The 18,310-nt window shown below is 56.0% G+C and carries 18 protein-coding genes; 14 read left to right on the forward strand and 4 right to left on the reverse strand.

Annotated features, from left to right (window positions below; genetic code table 11):
* Positions 1-262: 262 nt before the first annotated feature.
* The 3 genes from ABIE61_RS17285 to ssuD form a co-directional block, all read right to left on the reverse strand.
* Complete coding sequence (locus ABIE61_RS17285) at positions 263-901, reverse strand: peroxiredoxin (RefSeq protein WP_354411784.1); 639 nt, start codon at positions 899-901, stop codon at positions 263-265.
* A 92-nt stretch (positions 902-993) separates the two neighbouring features.
* On the reverse strand, positions 994-1,854 hold the full coding sequence (locus ABIE61_RS17290; RefSeq protein WP_354411787.1) for an amidohydrolase family protein: 861 nt from the start codon (positions 1,852-1,854) through the stop codon (positions 994-996).
* Positions 1,851-3,020: an FMNH2-dependent alkanesulfonate monooxygenase gene (gene ssuD, locus ABIE61_RS17295; protein WP_354411790.1), complete on the reverse strand. Its 1,170-nt coding sequence runs from the start codon at positions 3,018-3,020 to the stop codon at positions 1,851-1,853. The genes ABIE61_RS17290 and ssuD overlap by 4 nt, the downstream gene beginning before the upstream one ends.
* A gap of 205 nt (positions 3,021-3,225) precedes the next feature.
* Between ssuD and ABIE61_RS17300 the strand changes: the two genes are divergently transcribed.
* The 13 genes from ABIE61_RS17300 (at position 3,226) to ABIE61_RS17360 (ending at position 15,182) form a co-directional block, all read left to right on the forward strand.
* Entirely contained in the window at positions 3,226-4,587 is a 1,362-nt protein-coding gene (locus ABIE61_RS17300; RefSeq protein ID WP_354411793.1) for an LLM class flavin-dependent oxidoreductase, read from the forward strand.
* 47 nt (positions 4,588-4,634) lie between these two features.
* Positions 4,635-5,507, forward strand: a complete 873-nt coding sequence (locus ABIE61_RS17305) for a MetQ/NlpA family ABC transporter substrate-binding protein (protein WP_354411796.1) — start codon at positions 4,635-4,637, stop codon at positions 5,505-5,507.
* The gene (locus ABIE61_RS17310; protein WP_354411799.1) at positions 5,504-6,412 is read left to right on the forward strand and encodes a methionine ABC transporter ATP-binding protein; all 909 of its coding nucleotides are present in this window, start codon (positions 5,504-5,506) and stop codon (positions 6,410-6,412) included. The genes ABIE61_RS17305 and ABIE61_RS17310 overlap by 4 nt, the downstream gene beginning before the upstream one ends.
* Positions 6,393-7,046 (forward strand): methionine ABC transporter permease, encoded by a 654-nt coding sequence (locus ABIE61_RS17315; protein ID WP_354411802.1) that lies wholly within the window; start codon positions 6,393-6,395, stop codon positions 7,044-7,046. Before ABIE61_RS17310 ends, ABIE61_RS17315 begins: the two co-directional genes overlap by 20 nt.
* A gap of 277 nt (positions 7,047-7,323) precedes the next feature.
* Positions 7,324-8,205: a hypothetical protein gene (locus ABIE61_RS17320; protein WP_354411804.1), complete on the forward strand. Its 882-nt coding sequence runs from the start codon at positions 7,324-7,326 to the stop codon at positions 8,203-8,205.
* A gap of 107 nt (positions 8,206-8,312) precedes the next feature.
* Positions 8,313-9,152 (forward strand): sulfate ABC transporter permease subunit CysT, encoded by an 840-nt coding sequence (gene cysT, locus ABIE61_RS17325; protein WP_354411806.1) that lies wholly within the window; start codon positions 8,313-8,315, stop codon positions 9,150-9,152.
* Positions 9,152-10,045, forward strand: coding sequence for a sulfate ABC transporter permease subunit CysW (gene cysW, locus ABIE61_RS17330; protein ID WP_354411807.1), 894 nt, complete (start codon positions 9,152-9,154; stop codon positions 10,043-10,045). The genes cysT and cysW overlap by 1 nt, the downstream gene beginning before the upstream one ends.
* A 12-nt stretch (positions 10,046-10,057) precedes the next feature.
* Positions 10,058-11,143 (forward strand): sulfate/molybdate ABC transporter ATP-binding protein, encoded by a 1,086-nt coding sequence (locus ABIE61_RS17335; protein WP_354411810.1) that lies wholly within the window; start codon positions 10,058-10,060, stop codon positions 11,141-11,143.
* Between the two features lie 12 nt (positions 11,144-11,155).
* Positions 11,156-12,076 carry a CysB family HTH-type transcriptional regulator gene (locus tag ABIE61_RS17340; RefSeq protein ID WP_354411812.1) on the forward strand — a complete coding sequence of 307 codons (921 nt, stop codon included), beginning with the start codon at positions 11,156-11,158 and terminating at the stop codon, positions 12,074-12,076.
* 134 nt (positions 12,077-12,210) lie between these two features.
* On the forward strand, positions 12,211-13,065 hold the full coding sequence (purU, locus tag ABIE61_RS17345) for a formyltetrahydrofolate deformylase (protein ID WP_091821542.1): 855 nt from the start codon (positions 12,211-12,213) through the stop codon (positions 13,063-13,065).
* 90 nt (positions 13,066-13,155) lie between these two features.
* Positions 13,156-13,569 (forward strand): CBS domain-containing protein, encoded by a 414-nt coding sequence (locus tag ABIE61_RS17350; RefSeq protein WP_354411814.1) that lies wholly within the window; start codon positions 13,156-13,158, stop codon positions 13,567-13,569.
* Between the two features lie 22 nt (positions 13,570-13,591).
* Entirely contained in the window at positions 13,592-14,461 is an 870-nt protein-coding gene (locus ABIE61_RS17355; RefSeq protein ID WP_206839490.1) for a DnaT-like ssDNA-binding domain-containing protein, read from the forward strand.
* Entirely contained in the window at positions 14,379-15,182 is an 804-nt protein-coding gene (locus tag ABIE61_RS17360; protein WP_354411817.1) for a replication protein P, read from the forward strand. Before ABIE61_RS17355 ends, ABIE61_RS17360 begins: the two co-directional genes overlap by 83 nt.
* 15 nt (positions 15,183-15,197) lie before the next feature.
* Here the strand turns inward: ABIE61_RS17360 and ABIE61_RS17365 are convergent, their stop codons facing one another.
* On the reverse strand, positions 15,198-16,271 hold the full coding sequence (locus ABIE61_RS17365; RefSeq protein WP_354411818.1) for a DUF3549 family protein: 1,074 nt from the start codon (positions 16,269-16,271) through the stop codon (positions 15,198-15,200).
* A gap of 179 nt (positions 16,272-16,450) precedes the next feature.
* Between ABIE61_RS17365 and ABIE61_RS17370 the strand changes: the two genes are divergently transcribed.
* Positions 16,451-18,154: a potassium/proton antiporter gene (locus ABIE61_RS17370; RefSeq protein ID WP_206839506.1), complete on the forward strand. Its 1,704-nt coding sequence runs from the start codon at positions 16,451-16,453 to the stop codon at positions 18,152-18,154.
* Positions 18,155-18,310: the final 156 nt, after the last annotated feature.

The raw sequence follows: 18,310 nt of genomic DNA on the forward strand, positions 1-18,310 counted from the left end.
GCCGGCGGATTCCGGCAGAGTAATGGCCCACAGGCCTGAGTGGGAAAACTGTTGTACTTCGTCTGTCGGTAACCGGCGCTGCAGGTCGCGCTCGGGTGCCTGTTTTGAAAATTGTGCGGCAAGCAGTCGTGCACTTGCCACGGCCTCATCATGAGAGGCTGGAATCTGTATGGTCATAATGATCTGTCCAAAAAAAACCGGTGCTGACCCTGAACAAGTCGAACACCGGAAAAGACCCGCAACGAGAGAGCAGACAATCGGGTTAAGCGTTGGGTTGGGCGGTCAGGCGCAGATAGGGGCGTACGGCTTTGTAACCGCCCGGAAAGCGCTGACGAATCTCTTCTTCATCCTGCAGCGAAGGCACGATGACCACGTCATCCCCCTGTTTCCAGTTGCCCGGTGTGGCCACCTTGTGCTGGTCGGTCAACTGCAAAGAATCGATCACACGCAGAATTTCATCAAAATTGCGCCCGGTGCTGGCCGGGTAGGTAATGATCAGGCGTACCTTTTTCTGCGGATCAATGACAAACAGTGAGCGTACGGTCAGCGTGTCATTGGCGTTGGGGTGGATCAGATCGTACAGATCCGATACCTTGCGATCCGCATCGGCAATGATCGGAAAATTGACCTCGGTATTCTGAGTGTCGTTAATATCCTCGATCCATTTCAGATGAGAGTCGACCGGGTCAACGGACAGGGCGATAGCCTTGACATTGCGCTTACTGAACTCTTGCTTCAGCTTGGCGGTCAGTCCCAGCTCAGTAGTGCAGACCGGTGTGAAATCCGCCGGGTGGGAAAAGAGTACCGCCCAGGAGTCACCGATCCAGTCATGAAAGCGGATGGTGCCCTGACTGGAGGCCTGTTCAAAATCGGGCGCGATATCGCCCAGTTTGATACTCATAATGTCATCTCCTGAATTCGATGTTGTCACTCTATATTCAATGAAAGTTATGTCAGAAGTAACCAAGAAAAAACGCTAAGCTTTTCAGTTTGTTATTGAGTGTTCAGCACCCGCTTTGCATTCGCGTACAGCACTTTTTCATTAACGGCATCCGGCAAGCCAAAAGCCAGAAAATCCTCAATGCTTTGACGTATTGGTCTGAAGGTATAGGACGATCCAAACAGCAGCTGATCCGACAAAAAACTGTTGGCCGCCTCGATATAAAGCTGACTGCCCGGTTGGAACAGGTACATGTCGGGCACCAGGTGTACATTTTCATAACGAAAGGCGATGCCAATCGCCTGAGCCACATTGGGCCAGTAGCCGTGATAGGCGATCAGTGGCAGGGTCGGGAACGCCTGTGCCACCCGGGCCAGTCCGCTAGGATCATTGAAACGCGGGTCTGGGGTGGTAGGGCCGCTCATCAGCGAGACAGGCACGCCCAGAGCAGCACAGTGCTCGTAGATCGGGAAGTAGAGCGCAGCATCCGGATGGCGAGCCGGTTCAGCAAAGCTCGGTTCCAGGTTGATGGCGCTTAGTCCCAGCTCCTTGATTGCACGATCAATCTCGGCGATGGCGCCGTCCACACCCTGTAGGGCTGGGTCGACCGCACCAATGCCAATCAGCTCCGAATGAGGCGCAACAATCTGATGAATCCGGTCGTTGGGCAGGTGCTGGCTCGGGGTGTGACGCCCGACCACGACCGCCTTGCTCAGTCCCGCCTCGCGTACCTCGGCCAGAAACCCCTCTTCGGTCAGTGAGCGGGTGAAATGCTGATCATCACCCCGGGAACCGACGCGACGGTTCAGCCAGCGTGCGGTTTCAAATGCGTCCGTGCCCGGTGTGGCACCGAAAAAATCGTGCAGATAGGCCGGGCGGCAGCGCATGTCGATCACGTTACCCTGGTGGCTCATGCGGCAGCCTCATCACGGTCCTTGTCTTCTGCTGAGCGCCCCTGGGCGCCATGGGTGGCACGCACATCAAAGGCACCGCCGGTAAAGACGCCATCTGTGGTGGTTTTGGCCTTGCCTTCCAAAAGCGGGAATACCAGCTCGGCAAAACGGATCGACTCTTCCAGGTGCGGATAGCCTGAAAGCACGAAGGTATCCACGCCCAAATCCTGATATTCCTTCAGACGTGCGGCAACGGTCTCAGGGTCGCCGACCAGCGCAGTCCCTGCGCCACCTCGCACCAGTCCTACACCGGCCCAAAGATCCGGGCTGATCTCCAGCTTGTCACGATTGCCGCCATGCAGCTCGGCCATGCGACGCTGACCGACCGAATCCATACGGGCAAAGTTTTCCTGTGCCTTCTGAATGGTTTCATCCTCCAGGTTTTCGATCAGTCGATTGGCAGCAGCCCAGGCTTCTTCACGGGTTTCGCGCACGATGACATGCAGACGTACACCGAATTTCACTTCGCGGCCATGCTTGGCTGCCTTCTCTTTCACATCGGCAATTTTTTCCGCGACCGCGGCCGGTGGTTCGCCCCAGGTCAGGTAGGCATCCACATGTTTGCCGGCCAGTTCATGGGCGGCATCGGAAGAGCCACCGAAATACAGCGGCGGATAGGGTTTTTGAACCGGTGGGAAAAAGTTCTGAGCCCCTTTGATTTTGTGGAACTGGCCATCCAGATCCACGGTTTCGCCCTGCAGGACGCGGCGCCAGACCGTCAAAAACTCGTCAGCAGAGGTGTAACGCTCATCGTGGTCAAGGTATACGCCTTCAGCGGCCAGCTCGGCGGCATCGCCACCAGGGACGACATTCAACAGCAGGCGGCCGCCCAGAGCTTGATCGAGTGTCGCGGCTTGGCGCGCGGACGCTGTCGGCCCTGAAATGGAGGTGCGCAACGCGACCAGCAGCTTGATCTTGTGCGTAACCGGCACCAGTGAGGAGGCCACAACCCAGGGGTCAAGGCAGCTGGCACCGGTCGGAATCAGCAGGCCATCGTATCCCAGATCTTCTGCCGTTGTGGCGATCTGGCGCAGGTAAGTGTTGGTGGCAGGTCGTCCGGTATTGGTGTTGCCAAGATAGCGAGTGTCGCCGGATGTAGGTAAAAACCAGAATATTTCGAGGCTCATGATAAACAGGCTCCAGTGAGTGTTCGGATCGTGAGCATAAGCATGAAGGCCAAGGTGTAGGCGGCACAAATAATGGATTAAGCAATGCTTTTCATAAAATTAGATATCTTAAAAACCAATAAGAATCGCGTTTATTCTTGGTTATATCTGGCTGTTTAAGTTGGTAGCTTTCAGTGAACGATAACCGACAAGGATACTGATTTAAATGGCGGTGAAAAAACAGATCTCAGTCAATGCATTTAATATGAACTGCATTGGTCATATCAATCATGGCCTCTGGACTCATCCGCGTGACCGATCCACTGAGTTCAATACGCTTGGTTATTGGACTGATCTTGCCAGGACGCTTGAGAAGGGGTTGTTTGATGCGATTTTTATTGCCGATATTACCGGTGTTTATGACGTCTATCAGCAGGGTGTCGACCTGACCCTGAAAGAAAGCGTGCAGTTGCCGGTAAATGACCCGGCGATCATCATCTCCGCCATGGCGGCAGTCACACAGCATCTGGGCTTTGGTGTAACGGCAAACCTCACCTATGAGCCGCCCTACCTGCTGGCACGTCGATTCTCGACGCTTGATCATCTTACCGGTGGGCGTGTCGGCTGGAACATTGTCACGGGTTATCTGGAAAGCGCGGCCAAGGCGATCGGGCTGGATAATCAGGTGCCCCATGATCGGCGTTACGATCAGGCCGAGGAGTATCTGCAACTGATGTACAAGTTGTGGGAGGGCAGTTGGGAGCCGGGCAGTGTCATCAAGGACAGGCAGCAGCGTATCTATGCCGATCCGACCAAAGTTCACAAGATTCAACATGCGGGTGAATTTTACCGCTCAGAAGGCTACCACCTCTGTGAGCCATCACCGCAGCGCACGCCGCTACTGTTTCAGGCGGGAACGTCCGACAAGGGGATCGCATTTGCCGGGCGTCATGCGGAGTGCTCATTCATCAGCGGTGGTACGCCTGACAAGACCCGCGAGCAGGTGAATCGTTTGCGCCAGGCTGCGGTTGATGCCGGTCGTCGGCCTGATGACATTCGCCTCTATGTCGGGGTGAATGTGGTGGTAGCGGCTACAGAGGCTGAAGCCAAAAGCAAGCACCAGGAGTACCTGCGTTATGCCTCACCGGAGGCGGGGTTGGCGCACTATTCCAGTACGACGGGCATTGACCTGGCGCGTTATGAATTGGATGAGCCTATCGGTTACGCCGAGACTCAGGCGATCGATTCCGTGACCCGGCGCTTCAAGGACTCCCGCATTACGCGGCGTCAACTGCTGGAACAGCATGCGCTGGGCGGGCGCTATCCGACGCTGGTGGGCGATCCTGTGCAGATTGCCGACGCGCTCGAATCGCTGGTGGATGAGACCGGTATTGATGGCTTCAACCTGGCCCGTATCGTGACGCCGGAAAGTTACGAAGATTTTGCCACTTATGTGGTGCCCGAGCTGCAAAACCGGGGGCGTTACAAAACGCACTATGCCGAAGGCACGATCAGGGAGAAGCTGTTCGCTGCAGAGCCCTGGCTGCCGGGCCGTCATCCCGGTGCTCAACTGCGCAATGTGCGCTGACCCTTGCTTGATAAACCTGCCGATAATTTTTTTGAAGAGAATTGATGATGAGTATCGAGAAAAATCGCACTGCTGCTCCCGTATCACGTAGCCGTCTGCACCGTGCCATTCTGGCAGCCGGGCTGGCGATCGTCATTGATCCTGTGGTGGCTCAGGCCGCTGATGTCAGTATCGGGGTGGTATCCAACGGTTTGATTGTGGATTCCGTTTATACCGCTGCCGATCTGGCGAAAAAGCAGGGGCTGGATGTCAAGGTGGTTGAGTTTACTGACTGGGTATTGCCGAATACGGCGGTGGTCAACGGTGATATCGACATCAACTACTTTCAGCATGAACCCTTTCTGAATGCCGCCGAGACAGCTCGTGATTTTGATCTGGTGCCGCTGGCCTACGGTGTTGAGGGACTTATCGGGATCTACTCGAAAAAGATTACCTCATTCGATGAGATCAAAACCGGTGATCGGATCGGGGTTGCGGATGATCCGGTCAATCAGGGACGAGGCTTGCAACTGCTGCAACAGGCGGGTTTGATCAAACTCCCGGAGGGGATCGGCTTCAAGGCCAGCGTGCATGATGTGCTGGATAACCCGAAAAAGCTTGAATTCGTCGAGTTGGGTGGTCCGCAGTTGCCACGGGCGATCGATGATCTAACTGCAATTGTCAGTTACCCGCACTATATCAAGGCCTCCGGCGTGATGGATCCGGCCGCTGCACTCCTGTTCGATCGGGACCAGACCCATGCCTTTGCCCTGCGTTTCGTTGTGCATCCTGACAAAGTTGAAAACCCCTATGTACGTAAGTTCATCCGCTTGTATCAGGATGCGCCCGAAGTCAAACAATCACTGAAGGATGCCTTTGGCAACCCGACACTCTACAAGCTGGCCTGGGAAGATTTCCCGCCGCTGGAGGTGCCTGAATGAACCAGCGAGTAGGTTTTGAATCCATTGCCGAAGCCGCTGAGCTGCTGGCATTGGCTGAAACCCGTCAGCCGCGTGTGCAGTTCACACCCGCCAGGCAAAGCCCACTAACGAATGTGCATGTTGAGGTTCGGGGGGTTGGTAAGGTCTATACCAGTGGTCGTCAGCGTGTTGAAGCGCTGCGCAATATTGACCTGAACATTCAGCGCGGCGAAATCTTCGGCATCATTGGCCGCAGCGGGGCGGGTAAATCCAGCCTGATTCGCACCCTTAACCGGCTGGAGGATGTGAGTGAGGGGCAGGTGCTGATTGATGGCACCGATATTGGCGTGCTGTCGCGTGATGCACTGGCTAAGCAGCGTCGCCGGATCGGCATGATCTTTCAGCACTTCAACCTGCTGAATTCCAAAACTGTGCTGCAAAATCTGGCACTGCCGATGAAGGCGGCAGGCGAGAAGGATGCCAGTGTTATTCTGAGTCGTGCACGCAACCTGTTGCAGCTGGTGGGGCTTGAGGACAAGGAAAATGTTTACCCCTCGCGGTTGTCGGGCGGGCAGAAGCAGCGTGTTGCCATTGCGCGGGCCTTGATGACCAAGCCGGAGATACTCCTGTGTGACGAAGCGACTTCCGCACTGGACCCGGAAACCACCCATGCGATTCTTGAACTGTTGGATGATATTCGCCAGAAACTGGGTATAACCGTGATTCTGATTACCCATGAGATGGCGGTGATCAGCGAAATCTGCGACCGGGTGGCGGTCATGCACGAGGGGGAGGTCGTCGAGCAAGGAGAAGTGGCACTGGTGTTTCGACAACCTCAGCACCAAGCCACCCGTGCCTTGCTGGCACCCATCAAACGAATGATTCAGCGTGCGGAGGTGTTTGGTCATGAGCCAGCGTATGCTTGAAGCCCTGTGGCAAGCCTTCCTGGATACGGTCTGGATGGTGGGTGCTTCGGCGGTGATTGTCTGGTTTGCCGGCCTGGCATTGGGGCTGTTTCTGGTCACCAGCGACAAGGGCGGTATCTTTGCCGCCCCCAGAGCCAATGCTGTGCTGGGGGCATTGGTCAACGGCTTTCGCGCTACACCGTTTATCATCCTGCTGGTGGCACTGATTCCGCTGACCCGCCTGCTGACCGGTACCACGATTGGCGTTTGGGCGGCCATTGTGCCGATCACTATCAGTGCCACGCCGTTCTTTGCTCGCATTGCGGAGGTGAGTCTGCGTGAAGTGGGTGCGGGCGTGGTCGAGGCGGCTCAAGCCATGGGGTGTAAGCGCCGTCACATCATTTTCAACGTATTGTTGCCCGAGGCGATGCCCGGCATCATTGGCGGTTTCACCATCACGTTGGTTGCCATGATCAACGCGTCCGCCATGGCCGGTGCCATCGGTGCCGGTGGGCTGGGAGATTTGGCCATTCGTTACGGCTACCAGCGTTATGATACCGCCGTGATGCTGGCCGTGATTGCAGTGTTGATAGTCCTTGTCTGTGTTATCCAGTATATCGGCGACCGTTACGCACATTATTTACGCTACCGCTGATCACATATCCGATCGACTCAACTCCCGAGGCGGCCCACTGGCCGCCTTGATCATTCCGGGGTCTGCCGCCGCGGCGACCTATGCTGATGCCGCCACGCTGTTATTCCGCGTATCGAAAATCTATGCAGATTTTCATGGTTTGTCCCGGGCCATGGTGCCGATACTCTGAGCATCTGTATGACAACTATCAGGAGCAAGCCCATGGGTATCTGTCGAATGCGATGTTGCACATTATTGCCGTCCGATCCGATTCAGTCTTGCACAAGGAATGACTACAATGCCTCTGACCTATCTCGTCGACCACCTCAATCAACGCCTGCAGGCGCTCCACCCTGATGCCATTCTGGCGGGCAATAGCCGTATTGAATACCGTGATCAGATCGTCACGGCCAACATCAACGGTTTGTCTGTTACACCCGTCCAGTCACTGGTGTTCAAAGTTAAAAACCCGGCACTCATTGCCAAAGACAGCCGCTTGTTGATCCGAAACAAGGCCGGTAACACCCTTCCGCAGCAGCTACTTTATCTGCAGGCCTGGAACAGTGCCGATATCATCTTTCTGGATCGATTGCTGCGAACGTTGCACTCACTACACCATGTCAATCAGGCAGCCGACGGTTTGCCGCAGGATCAACTGATTCTCGATGTTCACTCTCGCCACCTGACCTCGGTGCCGAGCGGGCACGGGTTGGTATTTGAAGGCTTGCTGAAAAGCCTGGGCCTGTCTCCTGAGCAGATCATTCTACGTCTGACCCCGCCGACAACTGCTGACCAGGATAGCTTTGGCCAAGCGATCGAAAACTTTCGTGCCAGAGGCTATCGGCTTCTGCTTGAGCTTGAGCGGCCTGACAGTGAATGGCTGCTGCATGCCGTGCACCTTGAGATTGGTTACATCGCCCTGAATGGCACACGGGAACAGCAAAGCGATTTCATCAATCTCGTGCGCTGGAATGATCAGGCTCGACGCCTGGGGCTGCAGACATTGCTGACGGATGTAGCCGATTCGCAAACTTTGAATGCGGCCATTTCACAGGGCTACGAACTGGTTGAGGGACCTGTTCTGATGGCGCTTTCCAAGGGTGATCCGGTAGCGGCTCGTCGGGTGGGACAACTGCCTTTGCAAGCCCATGACACTCCGCTTTCGAACTGGATGCTCTGATCGCTTTTCTTATTTAGTAATAAGTAATCCGTTTTTTAATGTTTTTGTGGAATAAAGGGCGGCGGTAAACTGCGAGCAGCACGATAACGATAAGGAGTAAATCGCAGATGTTACGCGCCAAATCATTCAGCGTGTTGCCGGGCTTCAATCTGGCTCTGGGTTACACGCTGCTCTATCTCTCGATCATCGTGTTGATTCCGCTGGCAGCGGTGTTTGTCAAAGCCAGCGAGTTCAGTCTGGCCGAGTTCTGGGCAGTGGTAACGGCAGACCGGGTTGTGGCGTCTTACAAGCTCTCATTCGGCGCATCTCTGCTTGCCGCCATCATTAACATGGTGTTTGGCCTGATGTTGGCCTGGGCGCTGGTGCGTTACACCTTTCCCGGCAAGAAGATTGTTGATGCACTGGTAGACCTGCCATTTGCACTGCCCACGGCAGTCGCGGGGATTGCGCTGACGGCGCTCTACGCCAAAAACGGTTGGCTGGGTCAGTTCATAGAGGGTGAACTGGGGATCAAGGTGGCGTTTGCGCCACTGGGTATCCTGATTGCGCTGGTCTTTATTGGCCTGCCCTTTGTGGTGCGCACGGTGCAGCCGATTCTTGAGGATCTGGAAACCGAGCTGGAAGAGGCGGCAGCGAGTCTGGGGGCCAATCGCTGGCAAACCTTTCGCCACGTGGTATTGCCGATCCTGCTGCCCGCGTTGCTCACCGGCTTTGCCTTGGCTTTTGCCCGGGCGGTAGGCGAATACGGCTCGGTCATCTTCATTGCGGGCAATATTCCGATGGTATCGGAGATCACGCCACTGATGATCATCACTAAACTGGAACAGTATGACTACACCGGTGCAACCGCCATTGCGGTGGTCATGCTGATCTTCTCGTTCATCATGCTGCTGGCGATCAATGGCTTGCAGGCATGGACTGCCAAGCGCACCGGGAGGGACCGTTAATGGGCACTATTGCCGTACCGACTGTATCGACTGCCGGCGCGTCTCGGCAGACCAAGTTTGAAAACAACCGTGCCACTCGTGAGCCAGTCTGGGTTAAGCGGCTGGTGTTGGGGCTATCACTCAGCTTCTTCGCCTGTTTTCTGCTGATGCCTCTGATCGCGGTGTTTGTGGAAGCCCTGCGCAAAGGGGTGGATGTCTACTGGCAGGCGCTGATTGACCCGGATGCACTTTCGGCCATCAAGCTGACGTTTATTGCGGCGTTTATTTCCGTGCCACTGAATCTGATTTTTGGTGTATCAGCCGCTTGGGCGATCGCCAAGTTTGAATTCAGGGGCAAACAGTTGCTGATCACCTTTATTGACCTGCCGTTTTCAGTTTCGCCCGTGATCGTGGGCCTGATGTATGTGCTGGTATTTGGTGTCAACGGCTGGTTCGGCGGGCTGCTGCAGGCCTGGGATCTGAAGATTATCTTTGCCATCCCGGGGATTGTGCTGGCGACTGTGTTTGTCACCTTCCCCTTTGTAGCGCGTGAGCTGATTCCGCTGATGCAGGCGCAGGGCAAGGAGGAAGAGGAGGCTGCCATTGTTCTCGGTGCCAATGGCTGGCAGACCTTCTGGTATGTGACCCTGCCCAACGTGAAGTGGGGGCTGATTTACGGCGTGATTCTGTGTAATGCCCGTGCCATGGGTGAGTTCGGTGCGGTATCGGTGGTCTCCGGTCATATTCGCGGCCTGACTAACACCATGCCGCTGCACGTCGAAATTCTATACAACGAATACAATTTTGCTGCCGCATTTGCTGTGGCCTCCCTGCTGGCACTGCTGGCACTGGTTACGCTGGCGATTAAAACCTGGGTTGAACACCGTGCCCAGGTGGCAACAAGCGGTCATTGAGGATAACGATCCATGAGCATTCAGGTCAGAGGCATTCATAAACAGTTCGGCGACTTTACCGCGCTGGACAACATCGATCTTGATTTCCCCAGTGGCGAGCTGGTCGCCCTGCTGGGACCTTCCGGCTGTGGTAAAACAACCCTGCTGCGGATCATCGCCGGGCTGGAGCAGTCCGATAACGGACAGGTGTTGCTGGAGGGAGAGGATGCATCGGATACCCATGTGCGCGAACGCCAGGTTGGGTTTGTGTTTCAGCATTACGCCCTGTTCAAGCATATGACCGTGTTCGATAACGTCGCTTTTGGCATGCGGATGAAACCGCGCAAACAGCGTCCCTCTGAAGCACAGATTCGCGATAAAGTGCATCAGTTGCTGAATCTGGTTCAGCTGGACTGGCTGGCAGATCGTTTTCCTTCCCAGCTGTCCGGTGGTCAGCGCCAGCGTATTGCACTGGCACGAGCGCTGGCCGTGGAGCCACGGGTATTATTGCTGGATGAACCCTTCGGTGCGCTGGATGCCAAGGTGCGCAAGGAGTTGCGCCGCTGGCTGCGTCAGCTGCACGATGAGCTGCATATCACCTCCATCTTCGTGACTCATGATCAGGAAGAAGCGCTGGAAGTGGCGGATAAAGTCGTACTGATGAACCAGGGGCGGGTAGAACAGGTCGGTTCACCGGAAGAAGTCTATCGCCATCCGGCAACGCCTTTTGTGTACGGTTTTCTCGGTTCCGTGAACCTCTTCCATGGACGTGTGGAAGAAGATGGTCTGAGCGTGGGCGGCGAATCGGTGCCCCACAGTACACCGGATTTTGGTCAGGGCTCGGAAGTCTTTGCCTTTGCCCGGCCACATGAACTGGAGATCATCACCGATCCGGCGGTGAAAGAGGGTGTTTCCGCCCGTGTTAACCGCGTACTTTCCTTTGGACTCAGCTCCCGGGTTGAGCTGGATGGCGTTAATGGTGCAACGGGTCAGCACTTTGAAGTGGAAATCAGCAGTGAGCAGGTGTCTGCATTGAATCTGCAGCGCGGCCAACTGGTAAGACTGAAACCCTCTGCTCTCAGGTTATTTGAGCGCAATGATAACGGCCCGCGGGCCTGATGAGGTAAACGGATGAACTTTCAGCAACTGCGCATTGTTCGGGAAACGGTACGCCACAATTTCAATCTGACGGACGTATCCAACGCGCTGTTTACGTCTCAGTCCGGCGTATCCAAGCATATCAAGGATCTGGAAGAGGAGCTGGGAGTTGATCTTTATATTCGTAAGGGTAAGCGGCTTCTGGGGCTGACCGAGCCGGGCAAGGAACTGGTCAAGGCAGTCGAAAGAATCCTGCAGGAAACCGCTAACCTGAAATCCATCGCGGATAACTATACCTCACAGGGGGTAGGTGAGCTGGCCATCGCCACGACCCATACTCAGGCACGCTATTCACTGCCATCCATCATTTCCGAGTTTCGCAAACTCTACCCGGGTGTACACCTGAAGCTCTATCAGTCCAGCCCGGAAGAAATTGTGCAACTGCTCAGGCGCGGTGAGGTCGATGTGGGGATTGCCACCGAGGGCCTTGAGGGTGTTGCCGAGTTTGCAGCCTTCCCGTTTTACAGCTGGCGGCATGCCGTAGTGGTTCCCAAGGGTCATCCTCTGGGCCAGACTCAATCACCTGGTCTTGCGCAAATCAGCCAGTATCCGATCATTACTTACCATGAGGGATTTACCGGTCGTTCAAAGATCGAAAAAGCCTTCAGTGAGGTTGGTATCGTGCCCGATATTGTCATGTCTGCACTGGATGCGGATGTGATCAAATCCTATGTGGAGTTGGGATTGGGCATCGGTATTATCGCGCCAATGGCGTTTGACCCGGATCGAGATATCGGACTCAAGGCACTCGATACCCCGGAGCTGTTTGAAGAAAACGTAACCTGGTTGGCCTTGCGGCGGGGGCGGGTTGTACGTGATTACGTGTACGACTTTCTGCGCCTTTGTAAAGGTGAGTTCACTCGCAACGTGGTTAAGAACGAAATAGGCCTCTAGCCAATCCCGCCTCGCCAGACCTGTTTTTGGCAGGCTCGATATCACGGACTCTTTGTCTTGCGCTGTCAGCCTGAAGGCGGCTTCTGATAGAATGCCACATTCGACTTTGGATCTATCAGGATTAGAGCACGTCTATGGAACGCCGTTACCGTTTGGTTCTTTCCTGCCCGGATCGGGTGGGTATTGTTGCGATGGTCAGTAATTTCATCTCCAGCCATGGTGGCTCCATTGCAGACGCCAACCAGCATTCCGACCCGGTGACTGGTCGCTTTTTCATGCGGGTTGAGATCAGTGCGGCCACATTGCCGTTCACGCTTGCGCAGCTGCAGGAGGCATTCGCACCGATTGCTGCTTCTTTTCAGATGGACTGGGAGATCAACGATTCTTCTCGCCCCAAGCGTGTTGTACTGATGGCCAGCCGCGAGTCTCACTGTCTGGCTGATCTGCTGTATCGCTTTCACAGCAAGGAGCTGTTCTGCGATATTCCCTGCGTGATCTCCAACCACGACGACCTGCGCAGTATGGTGGAGTGGCACGGTATTCCTTACCACCATGTACCGGTCGACCCGGCTGACAAGTCTCCACACTTCGCCGAAGTAAACCGCTTGATCAATGACTACGAAGCCGATGTCGTGGTGCTGGCGCGCTACATGCAAATCCTGCCGCCGGACCTGTGCGACCGCTACCCACACCGTATTATCAATATCCACCACAGCTTCCTGCCTTCATTTGCCGGTGCCAAGCCCTATCATCAGGCCCATGACCGGGGGGTGAAGCTGATAGGTGCCACCTGTCATTATGTGACCGAGGATCTGGATGCGGGTCCGATCATTGATCAGGACGTGACCCGAATCAGCCATCGAGACCTGCCTGAAGATATGGTTCGGCTGGGACGTGATGTCGAAAAGACGGTACTGGCACGGGGGCTGCGATGGCACCTGGAAGATCGGGTGCTGGTCCATGGTAACAAGACGGTTGTGTTTTCCTGAACCCATGGTGGCTGGTCGGGGTCTGAACTAGTATTAACGCAAGGGCAGGCTGCCGCGCGCTACCTGGTAAGTCTACAAAAGGAGCTTCACATGCTCAGATCAGTTAAAGCACAGGATTACATGGCCACTCGCCTGATCTCATTCGGGCCGGAGACTCATCTGTTCGATGCTATCCGTGCGATGCAGGAATATGGTATCTCTGGTGCACCCGTAGTGGATGTGGATGGTTGTCTGGTCGGTATGCTGTCAGAGCTGGATTGCCTCAAGGCAATTCTGAGCCAAACCTACCATGAGGAAGAGATGGGTAGTGGTGGCCATGTGGCAGACTACATGACCCGCAACGTTGATACGGTTGCTCATGACGCCGACCTGACCGCTGTAGCTCATCAGTTTATTACGCACGGGCGGCGGCGTCTGCCGGTGGTCAAGGCCGGCAAGTTGGTTGGCCAGATCAGCCGTCGTGATGTACTGCGTGCCGTGGAAGAATTTGCCAAGGACGGTTGAGTGAAATTAAGAGACATCAACCATGAGTGATTGGCTGCCGGAAGCGCCACTGCTGTTTTATCCCTCTTTGGCGCATCGCCTGGGCAGTGATGAGGCATTGCTGCTGTATATCTATACCGACTATGGTCGCCTGGCGGGCATGAAAGCGGATGATGGCTGTGTGGAGTGCATACTGCCTCACAGCCGCTGGCTGCAGCTCGCCGGTTTCTGGAGCGAAGAGCGGCTGCGCACAGCCACTGAAAGCCTGGAGCGGCAAGGATGTTTGCAGGCTAATCTTAGTCAGGGAGGCAGTGTCCGGCTGCGGTTGCTGCCGCTGCCGCAGCAGGTAAGTGAACCTGCGCCCGAGGCTCATGCAGACAGTCGCCCGCCCTCTCAGCCCGCCGTACAGCAGTTGCCGGTATATGACGCTCCGCCGCCAAGACCTGCACGGCGCGAGACCATGATGCAGCGCAAGGGGCCTGCTCCCACCTTTGGTGGCAGCATAGGCTGGCGCCGTCACAAAGATGAGCTGCAGGCGATCTTTGAACAGGCGGAAGAACGCAACCAGCAGCTGCAGTCGATGTTTCTGGGCTGGGAGCCTTCTGACATGTTTCACGCCATGCTGCCACGTCACTCGATTCCTGCGGAATTCGCAAGCGGTTGCCTGGACGAGTTCGTTTTGTATTGGCTCGACAAGGATCGCAAGGAAAGCAACTGGGATCAGAAGTTTCTGGCCTGGGTGAAACGCGAGTGGGTCAAGAAGCAGACGCGGGATGCACGGGAGCAGCGCTATGAACAGGAACGCCAGTCAGTCGTAACAGGGGGCAGTGATGAAAACACCCGCCGGGATTCTCGGGAAAAGCGCAAACGGATTACCGCAGCCATCATGGACATCAAGGACACCGACTGGTAGCGACGCACGCGAGCAGGCTCAGGCCCAGCCGATCAGTTCCGAGACCAAAACGCTGGTGAACATGATTTTCGCCCGTTTCATGGCGATCTATGGGCACAAATTCAAAAGCTGTTTTGAAACCGAGGACGAGCTGCGTATCGCCAAGCGCGAGTGGGCACTCAGTTTGCGCGGCTATGGCGAGTCGGAGCTGGTGGCTGCCGTCAATCGCTGCAAGGAAACCCTCGCCTGGATGCCGACCATCTCGGAGTTCCTTGCCCTGTTGCGAGAGATTAGCGGTGATCATGGCCTTCCGGGCATGCGCGATGCCTATATAGAAGCCTGCATGCACGCCGAACATCCACTTGAACATCAATGGAACCACCCGGCGGTGTATCATGCCGGCCGCGAGACCGGCTGGTTCAGGCTGCGCAGCGAAGAGGAGCGGCAGGTGCTGCCGGCTTTCAGCTACCAGTACGAGGTCATGTGCCGGCGTGTGCGCGAGGGCGAATCGCTGGAGCAACCGGTACCCCAGGCGATTGAAAACAAGCAGGCCAATACCGTTGCCGACTTTATTCAGCGTTTTACGGCCCAGCATGATCTGGAGCCGGAAGAGGGCGCTACACTGCTGTATTACCTGACCCTGCCTCGCGGCAGCAAAATTCGTCAGCGGATGCAGCAACAGTCACAACAGAAACTGGACCAGCGTTCGGCCGGGATCACCTTGCCGGATGAGGCGCACTGACTCAATCGCCTCTGTTCAATGTGTATCGGTGGGCGTGGCAAAACTCTGACCGAACATCTCCCCGATCGCCTGACTCAAGCACTCACTGCGTTCCGGGTTACGAAACGCTTGTAAAATCAGGGCCCGGTGTACCGGCATGAACATCAGTTCCGCCAGAATGCGGCTGAATCCGATTTGACCTGCCTTGCCTTCTGCCAGCCGCTCCAGAAATACCTGCAGAACTTTTGGTGCCATCAGTGCACTGTCACACCGGGTCGCGATCACGGTCACTACCTCAGGCTCCAGAGCATGTGGAGTGGCCAGCACATCCAGCACCAGGTGCTGCTTGGCCGCTTCGTCCGTAATGTTGGACAATGCCCGGCACAGAGCGGCAACGCGGTTACTGTCAGTGCCTGTCAGGGATTGCTGCAGCTGCTGTTCCAGTTCAGCCTGAAGGGCTGGGCCGGGTTTAACATGTTCCAGCAGTGGACAAAGCGTTTCCAGAACGGCCGCCGGCATTTCGGGCAGGCGATGCCTGAGGGCCTGGGCGTTGCCATCCTGATCCAGCCGCATGATGAAATCGGCCAGCCCCTGATAGGCAAGTGTCTGCCACGCATCAAGCGGCAGCTGGGCGCTGAACCAGGCTTGGGTACGTTCGTAATGGGGTGACGCCGGTGACTGCATTTCGCTGGCAGCCAGAGCGTGGAAAGCAGCCATGCGGCTCTGCTCGGGAGTAAAGGAGTAGGGGTTGTCCTTCAGCGCGTCCTCATCCAGCTGGCCGTTTTTGCTATTGATCACATTCTGGATCAGGCGGTTGAGCAGGTCATCCCGTGCTGCTGGCGCGATCAACCCCTGTTCGTCCAGGGGCAAACGCAAAAACCAAACCGCATTTTCCTGTTTGCGTTTCGGATTCCAGATCAGCAGCGCCAGCCAGGCAAGATGCTGGAAAGGTGTCGGGTAGGCCAGTTGAGAGTCTTCAATACGGCGAAACTGGTCCTGACTTAATTTGCTGATTCGCCGCCCCATATCAAATACCCGAAGGGCAGCACCGCTGGTACGCAGTAGTTCGGTGATTGAGTCGGGCAGAGCAGTTTCAGTATTGGCAGGCATAGTGTTCACACGGCTTGCTGTTGGTCGGGCAGCCATTTTATCAGCTGAGGCTCACAAATGCAGATCAGCCAAGGGCCTGTCCTGTATGTGGAAACAAAGCATGTTGCACCAGCCAGCGTTTGTTAAGTCACGCTTGTGATAAAATTCCGACTTAATATGGATAAAGGCTATTCCGTACGATGATCCTCACGCTTCTGTTTGCCAGCGCGATGCTGCTGATCAGCATCCTCCTGAGTCCGCTTTCCAACCGTATCGGCATGCCGGTGCTGTTACTGTTTTTGGGTGTTGGGCTGCTGGCCGGTCAGACTCAGATGGGGCAAAACCTGTCGGCGGATGTGGAAAGCACGTTTTTTGTCGGCCACCTGGCGCTGGCGATCATTTTGCTGGATGGTGGCATGCGTACCCGTATCGAGACGTTCCGGGTCGGGCTACGGCCTGCTTTGGCGCTGGCGACCTTCGGGGTTGTTATCACGGCCGCCGTGACCGGTCTGGCAGCCTGGTGGATTCTCGAGTTGCCACTGCTGCATGCGTTGCTGATCGGCACCATCATCTCTTCAACCGATGCTGCCGCTGTATTTGCGTTGCTGCAGAATCACGGCCTGCGTCTGAACCAGCGTGTCAGTGCAACCCTTGAGATCGAGTCGGGCAGCAACGATCCGATGGCGATCTTCCTGACAATCATCCTGCTGGAACTGATTACGCGAGATACACCTCCCGGGGTGGCTGAAGCGGCGCTATTACTGGGCAAACAGCTGGCGCTGGGGGCGCTGGGTGGCCTGGCCGGCGGTTGGGCCATGGCGCGGCTGCTGCCGCGGCTGGATCTGCAGCCGGCCTTTTATCCGTTGCTGGTAACAGCCGCGGGTCTGACCGTTTTTTCCGTGGTTTACCTGCTCGATGGCAGTGGTTTTCTTGCCATTTACCTGATGGGGATTCTGATCGGCAACCGTGGGCTGCGCAAACTGGACGATATCCTGCAGGTGCATGATGGTCTGGCGTGGCTGGCCCAGCTGAGCCTGTTTTTGATGCTGGGACTGCTGTTGTCCCCTCATGACAAGCTTGCCTTTGTGCCGGAAGGCATTGCGTTGGGTGCCGTGCTGATCCTGCTGGCCAGGCCTCTATCGATCGCACTGACGCTCTGGCCGTTCGGCTTTCGCTGGCGTGAGCAGCTGTTCATCGCCTGGGTGGGTCTGCGTGGGGCCGTGCCAATTGTACTGGCGCTGTTTCCGTTAATGGCGGGTCTGGATAATGCGGCGCTGTTCCCCACCATCGCCTTTATTGTGGTGATCATGTCGCTGCTGCTGCAGGGGACAACGCTGGCACGGGTAGCACGCTGGTTGAAACTTGAACTGCCAGCCGAGCCTGAAGCGATGCGCCGCCTGAGTCTGGAGTGGTCCGTGGAACAGAATCATCGAGTTTGGGTATTTGAACTTGATGGTGAACACTGGACTCCGGCCAGAACCCTGCAAGGGGTTAAGCTGCCGGGCAATATTGTGATCAGTGCAGTGCTGCGCGGCAGGGAGCTTCTGCCCTGGACGTCTGAACTCAAACTGCAGTCTGGTGACCGGCTAGCGGTGATTGGTAATGATGAAGCGGAAAAACCACTGGCGCGTTTGTTCAGCTCTGTCGAATCAATCCCTGCGTTGAAGGAGCGCACTTTCTTCGGCGCCTTTGAGCTCAACGCCAACATCGAACTGGCGGCACTGGCACAGAACTTCGGTGTGGCTGTGCCCCCGGATCAGGCAGAGCAACAACTGTCTGAATATATTCGTGAACGCCTGCATACGGCTCCGGTAGTGGGCGACCGGGTGCCCCTGGGGGCCATTGAGCTGGTGGTCAAGGCGGTTGAGGCGGGTCAGGTTACGCGGGTGGGCCTGAAGTTCTGATCCTGATCGCTGACACCTTTGACCTGACATGGTTTAATGCCATCCCGCGCACAGAGTCACATATTAACCCGGCGGAAATTTATGTCGACTATGCAGCATAGGCGATATGCTCTGCATCAAAGTATTTTTTCACTCGTTCAGGACGGCGTTGAAGCG

This window comes from Marinobacterium sp. MBR-111 (genome assembly GCF_040547585.1).
Lineage (GTDB): Bacteria > Pseudomonadota > Gammaproteobacteria > Pseudomonadales > Balneatricaceae > Marinobacterium > Marinobacterium iners.

Coding starts and splice junctions, on each gene's coding strand:
- ABIE61_RS17285 (WP_354411784.1), bottom strand. CDS start 901: ATGAGTATCAAACTGGGCGATATCGCGCCCGATTTTGAACAGGCCTCC.
- ABIE61_RS17290 (WP_354411787.1), bottom strand. CDS start 1,854: ATGAGCCACCAGGGTAACGTGATCGACATGCGCTGCCGCCCGGCCTAT.
- ssuD (WP_354411790.1), bottom strand. CDS start 3,020: ATGAGCCTCGAAATATTCTGGTTTTTACCTACATCCGGCGACACTCGC.
- ABIE61_RS17300 (WP_354411793.1), top strand. CDS start 3,226: ATGGCGGTGAAAAAACAGATCTCAGTCAATGCATTTAATATGAACTGC.
- ABIE61_RS17305 (WP_354411796.1), top strand. CDS start 4,635: ATGAGTATCGAGAAAAATCGCACTGCTGCTCCCGTATCACGTAGCCGT.
- ABIE61_RS17310 (WP_354411799.1), top strand. CDS start 5,504: ATGAACCAGCGAGTAGGTTTTGAATCCATTGCCGAAGCCGCTGAGCTG.
- ABIE61_RS17315 (WP_354411802.1), top strand. CDS start 6,393: ATGAGCCAGCGTATGCTTGAAGCCCTGTGGCAAGCCTTCCTGGATACG.
- ABIE61_RS17320 (WP_354411804.1), top strand. CDS start 7,324: ATGCCTCTGACCTATCTCGTCGACCACCTCAATCAACGCCTGCAGGCG.
- cysT (WP_354411806.1), top strand. CDS start 8,313: ATGTTACGCGCCAAATCATTCAGCGTGTTGCCGGGCTTCAATCTGGCT.
- cysW (WP_354411807.1), top strand. CDS start 9,152: ATGGGCACTATTGCCGTACCGACTGTATCGACTGCCGGCGCGTCTCGG.
- ABIE61_RS17335 (WP_354411810.1), top strand. CDS start 10,058: ATGAGCATTCAGGTCAGAGGCATTCATAAACAGTTCGGCGACTTTACC.
- ABIE61_RS17340 (WP_354411812.1), top strand. CDS start 11,156: ATGAACTTTCAGCAACTGCGCATTGTTCGGGAAACGGTACGCCACAAT.
- purU (WP_091821542.1), top strand. CDS start 12,211: ATGGAACGCCGTTACCGTTTGGTTCTTTCCTGCCCGGATCGGGTGGGT.
- ABIE61_RS17350 (WP_354411814.1), top strand. CDS start 13,156: ATGCTCAGATCAGTTAAAGCACAGGATTACATGGCCACTCGCCTGATC.
- ABIE61_RS17355 (WP_206839490.1), top strand. CDS start 13,592: ATGAGTGATTGGCTGCCGGAAGCGCCACTGCTGTTTTATCCCTCTTTG.
- ABIE61_RS17360 (WP_354411817.1), top strand. CDS start 14,379: ATGAAAACACCCGCCGGGATTCTCGGGAAAAGCGCAAACGGATTACCG.
- ABIE61_RS17365 (WP_354411818.1), bottom strand. CDS start 16,271: ATGCCTGCCAATACTGAAACTGCTCTGCCCGACTCAATCACCGAACTA.
- ABIE61_RS17370 (WP_206839506.1), top strand. CDS start 16,451: ATGATCCTCACGCTTCTGTTTGCCAGCGCGATGCTGCTGATCAGCATC.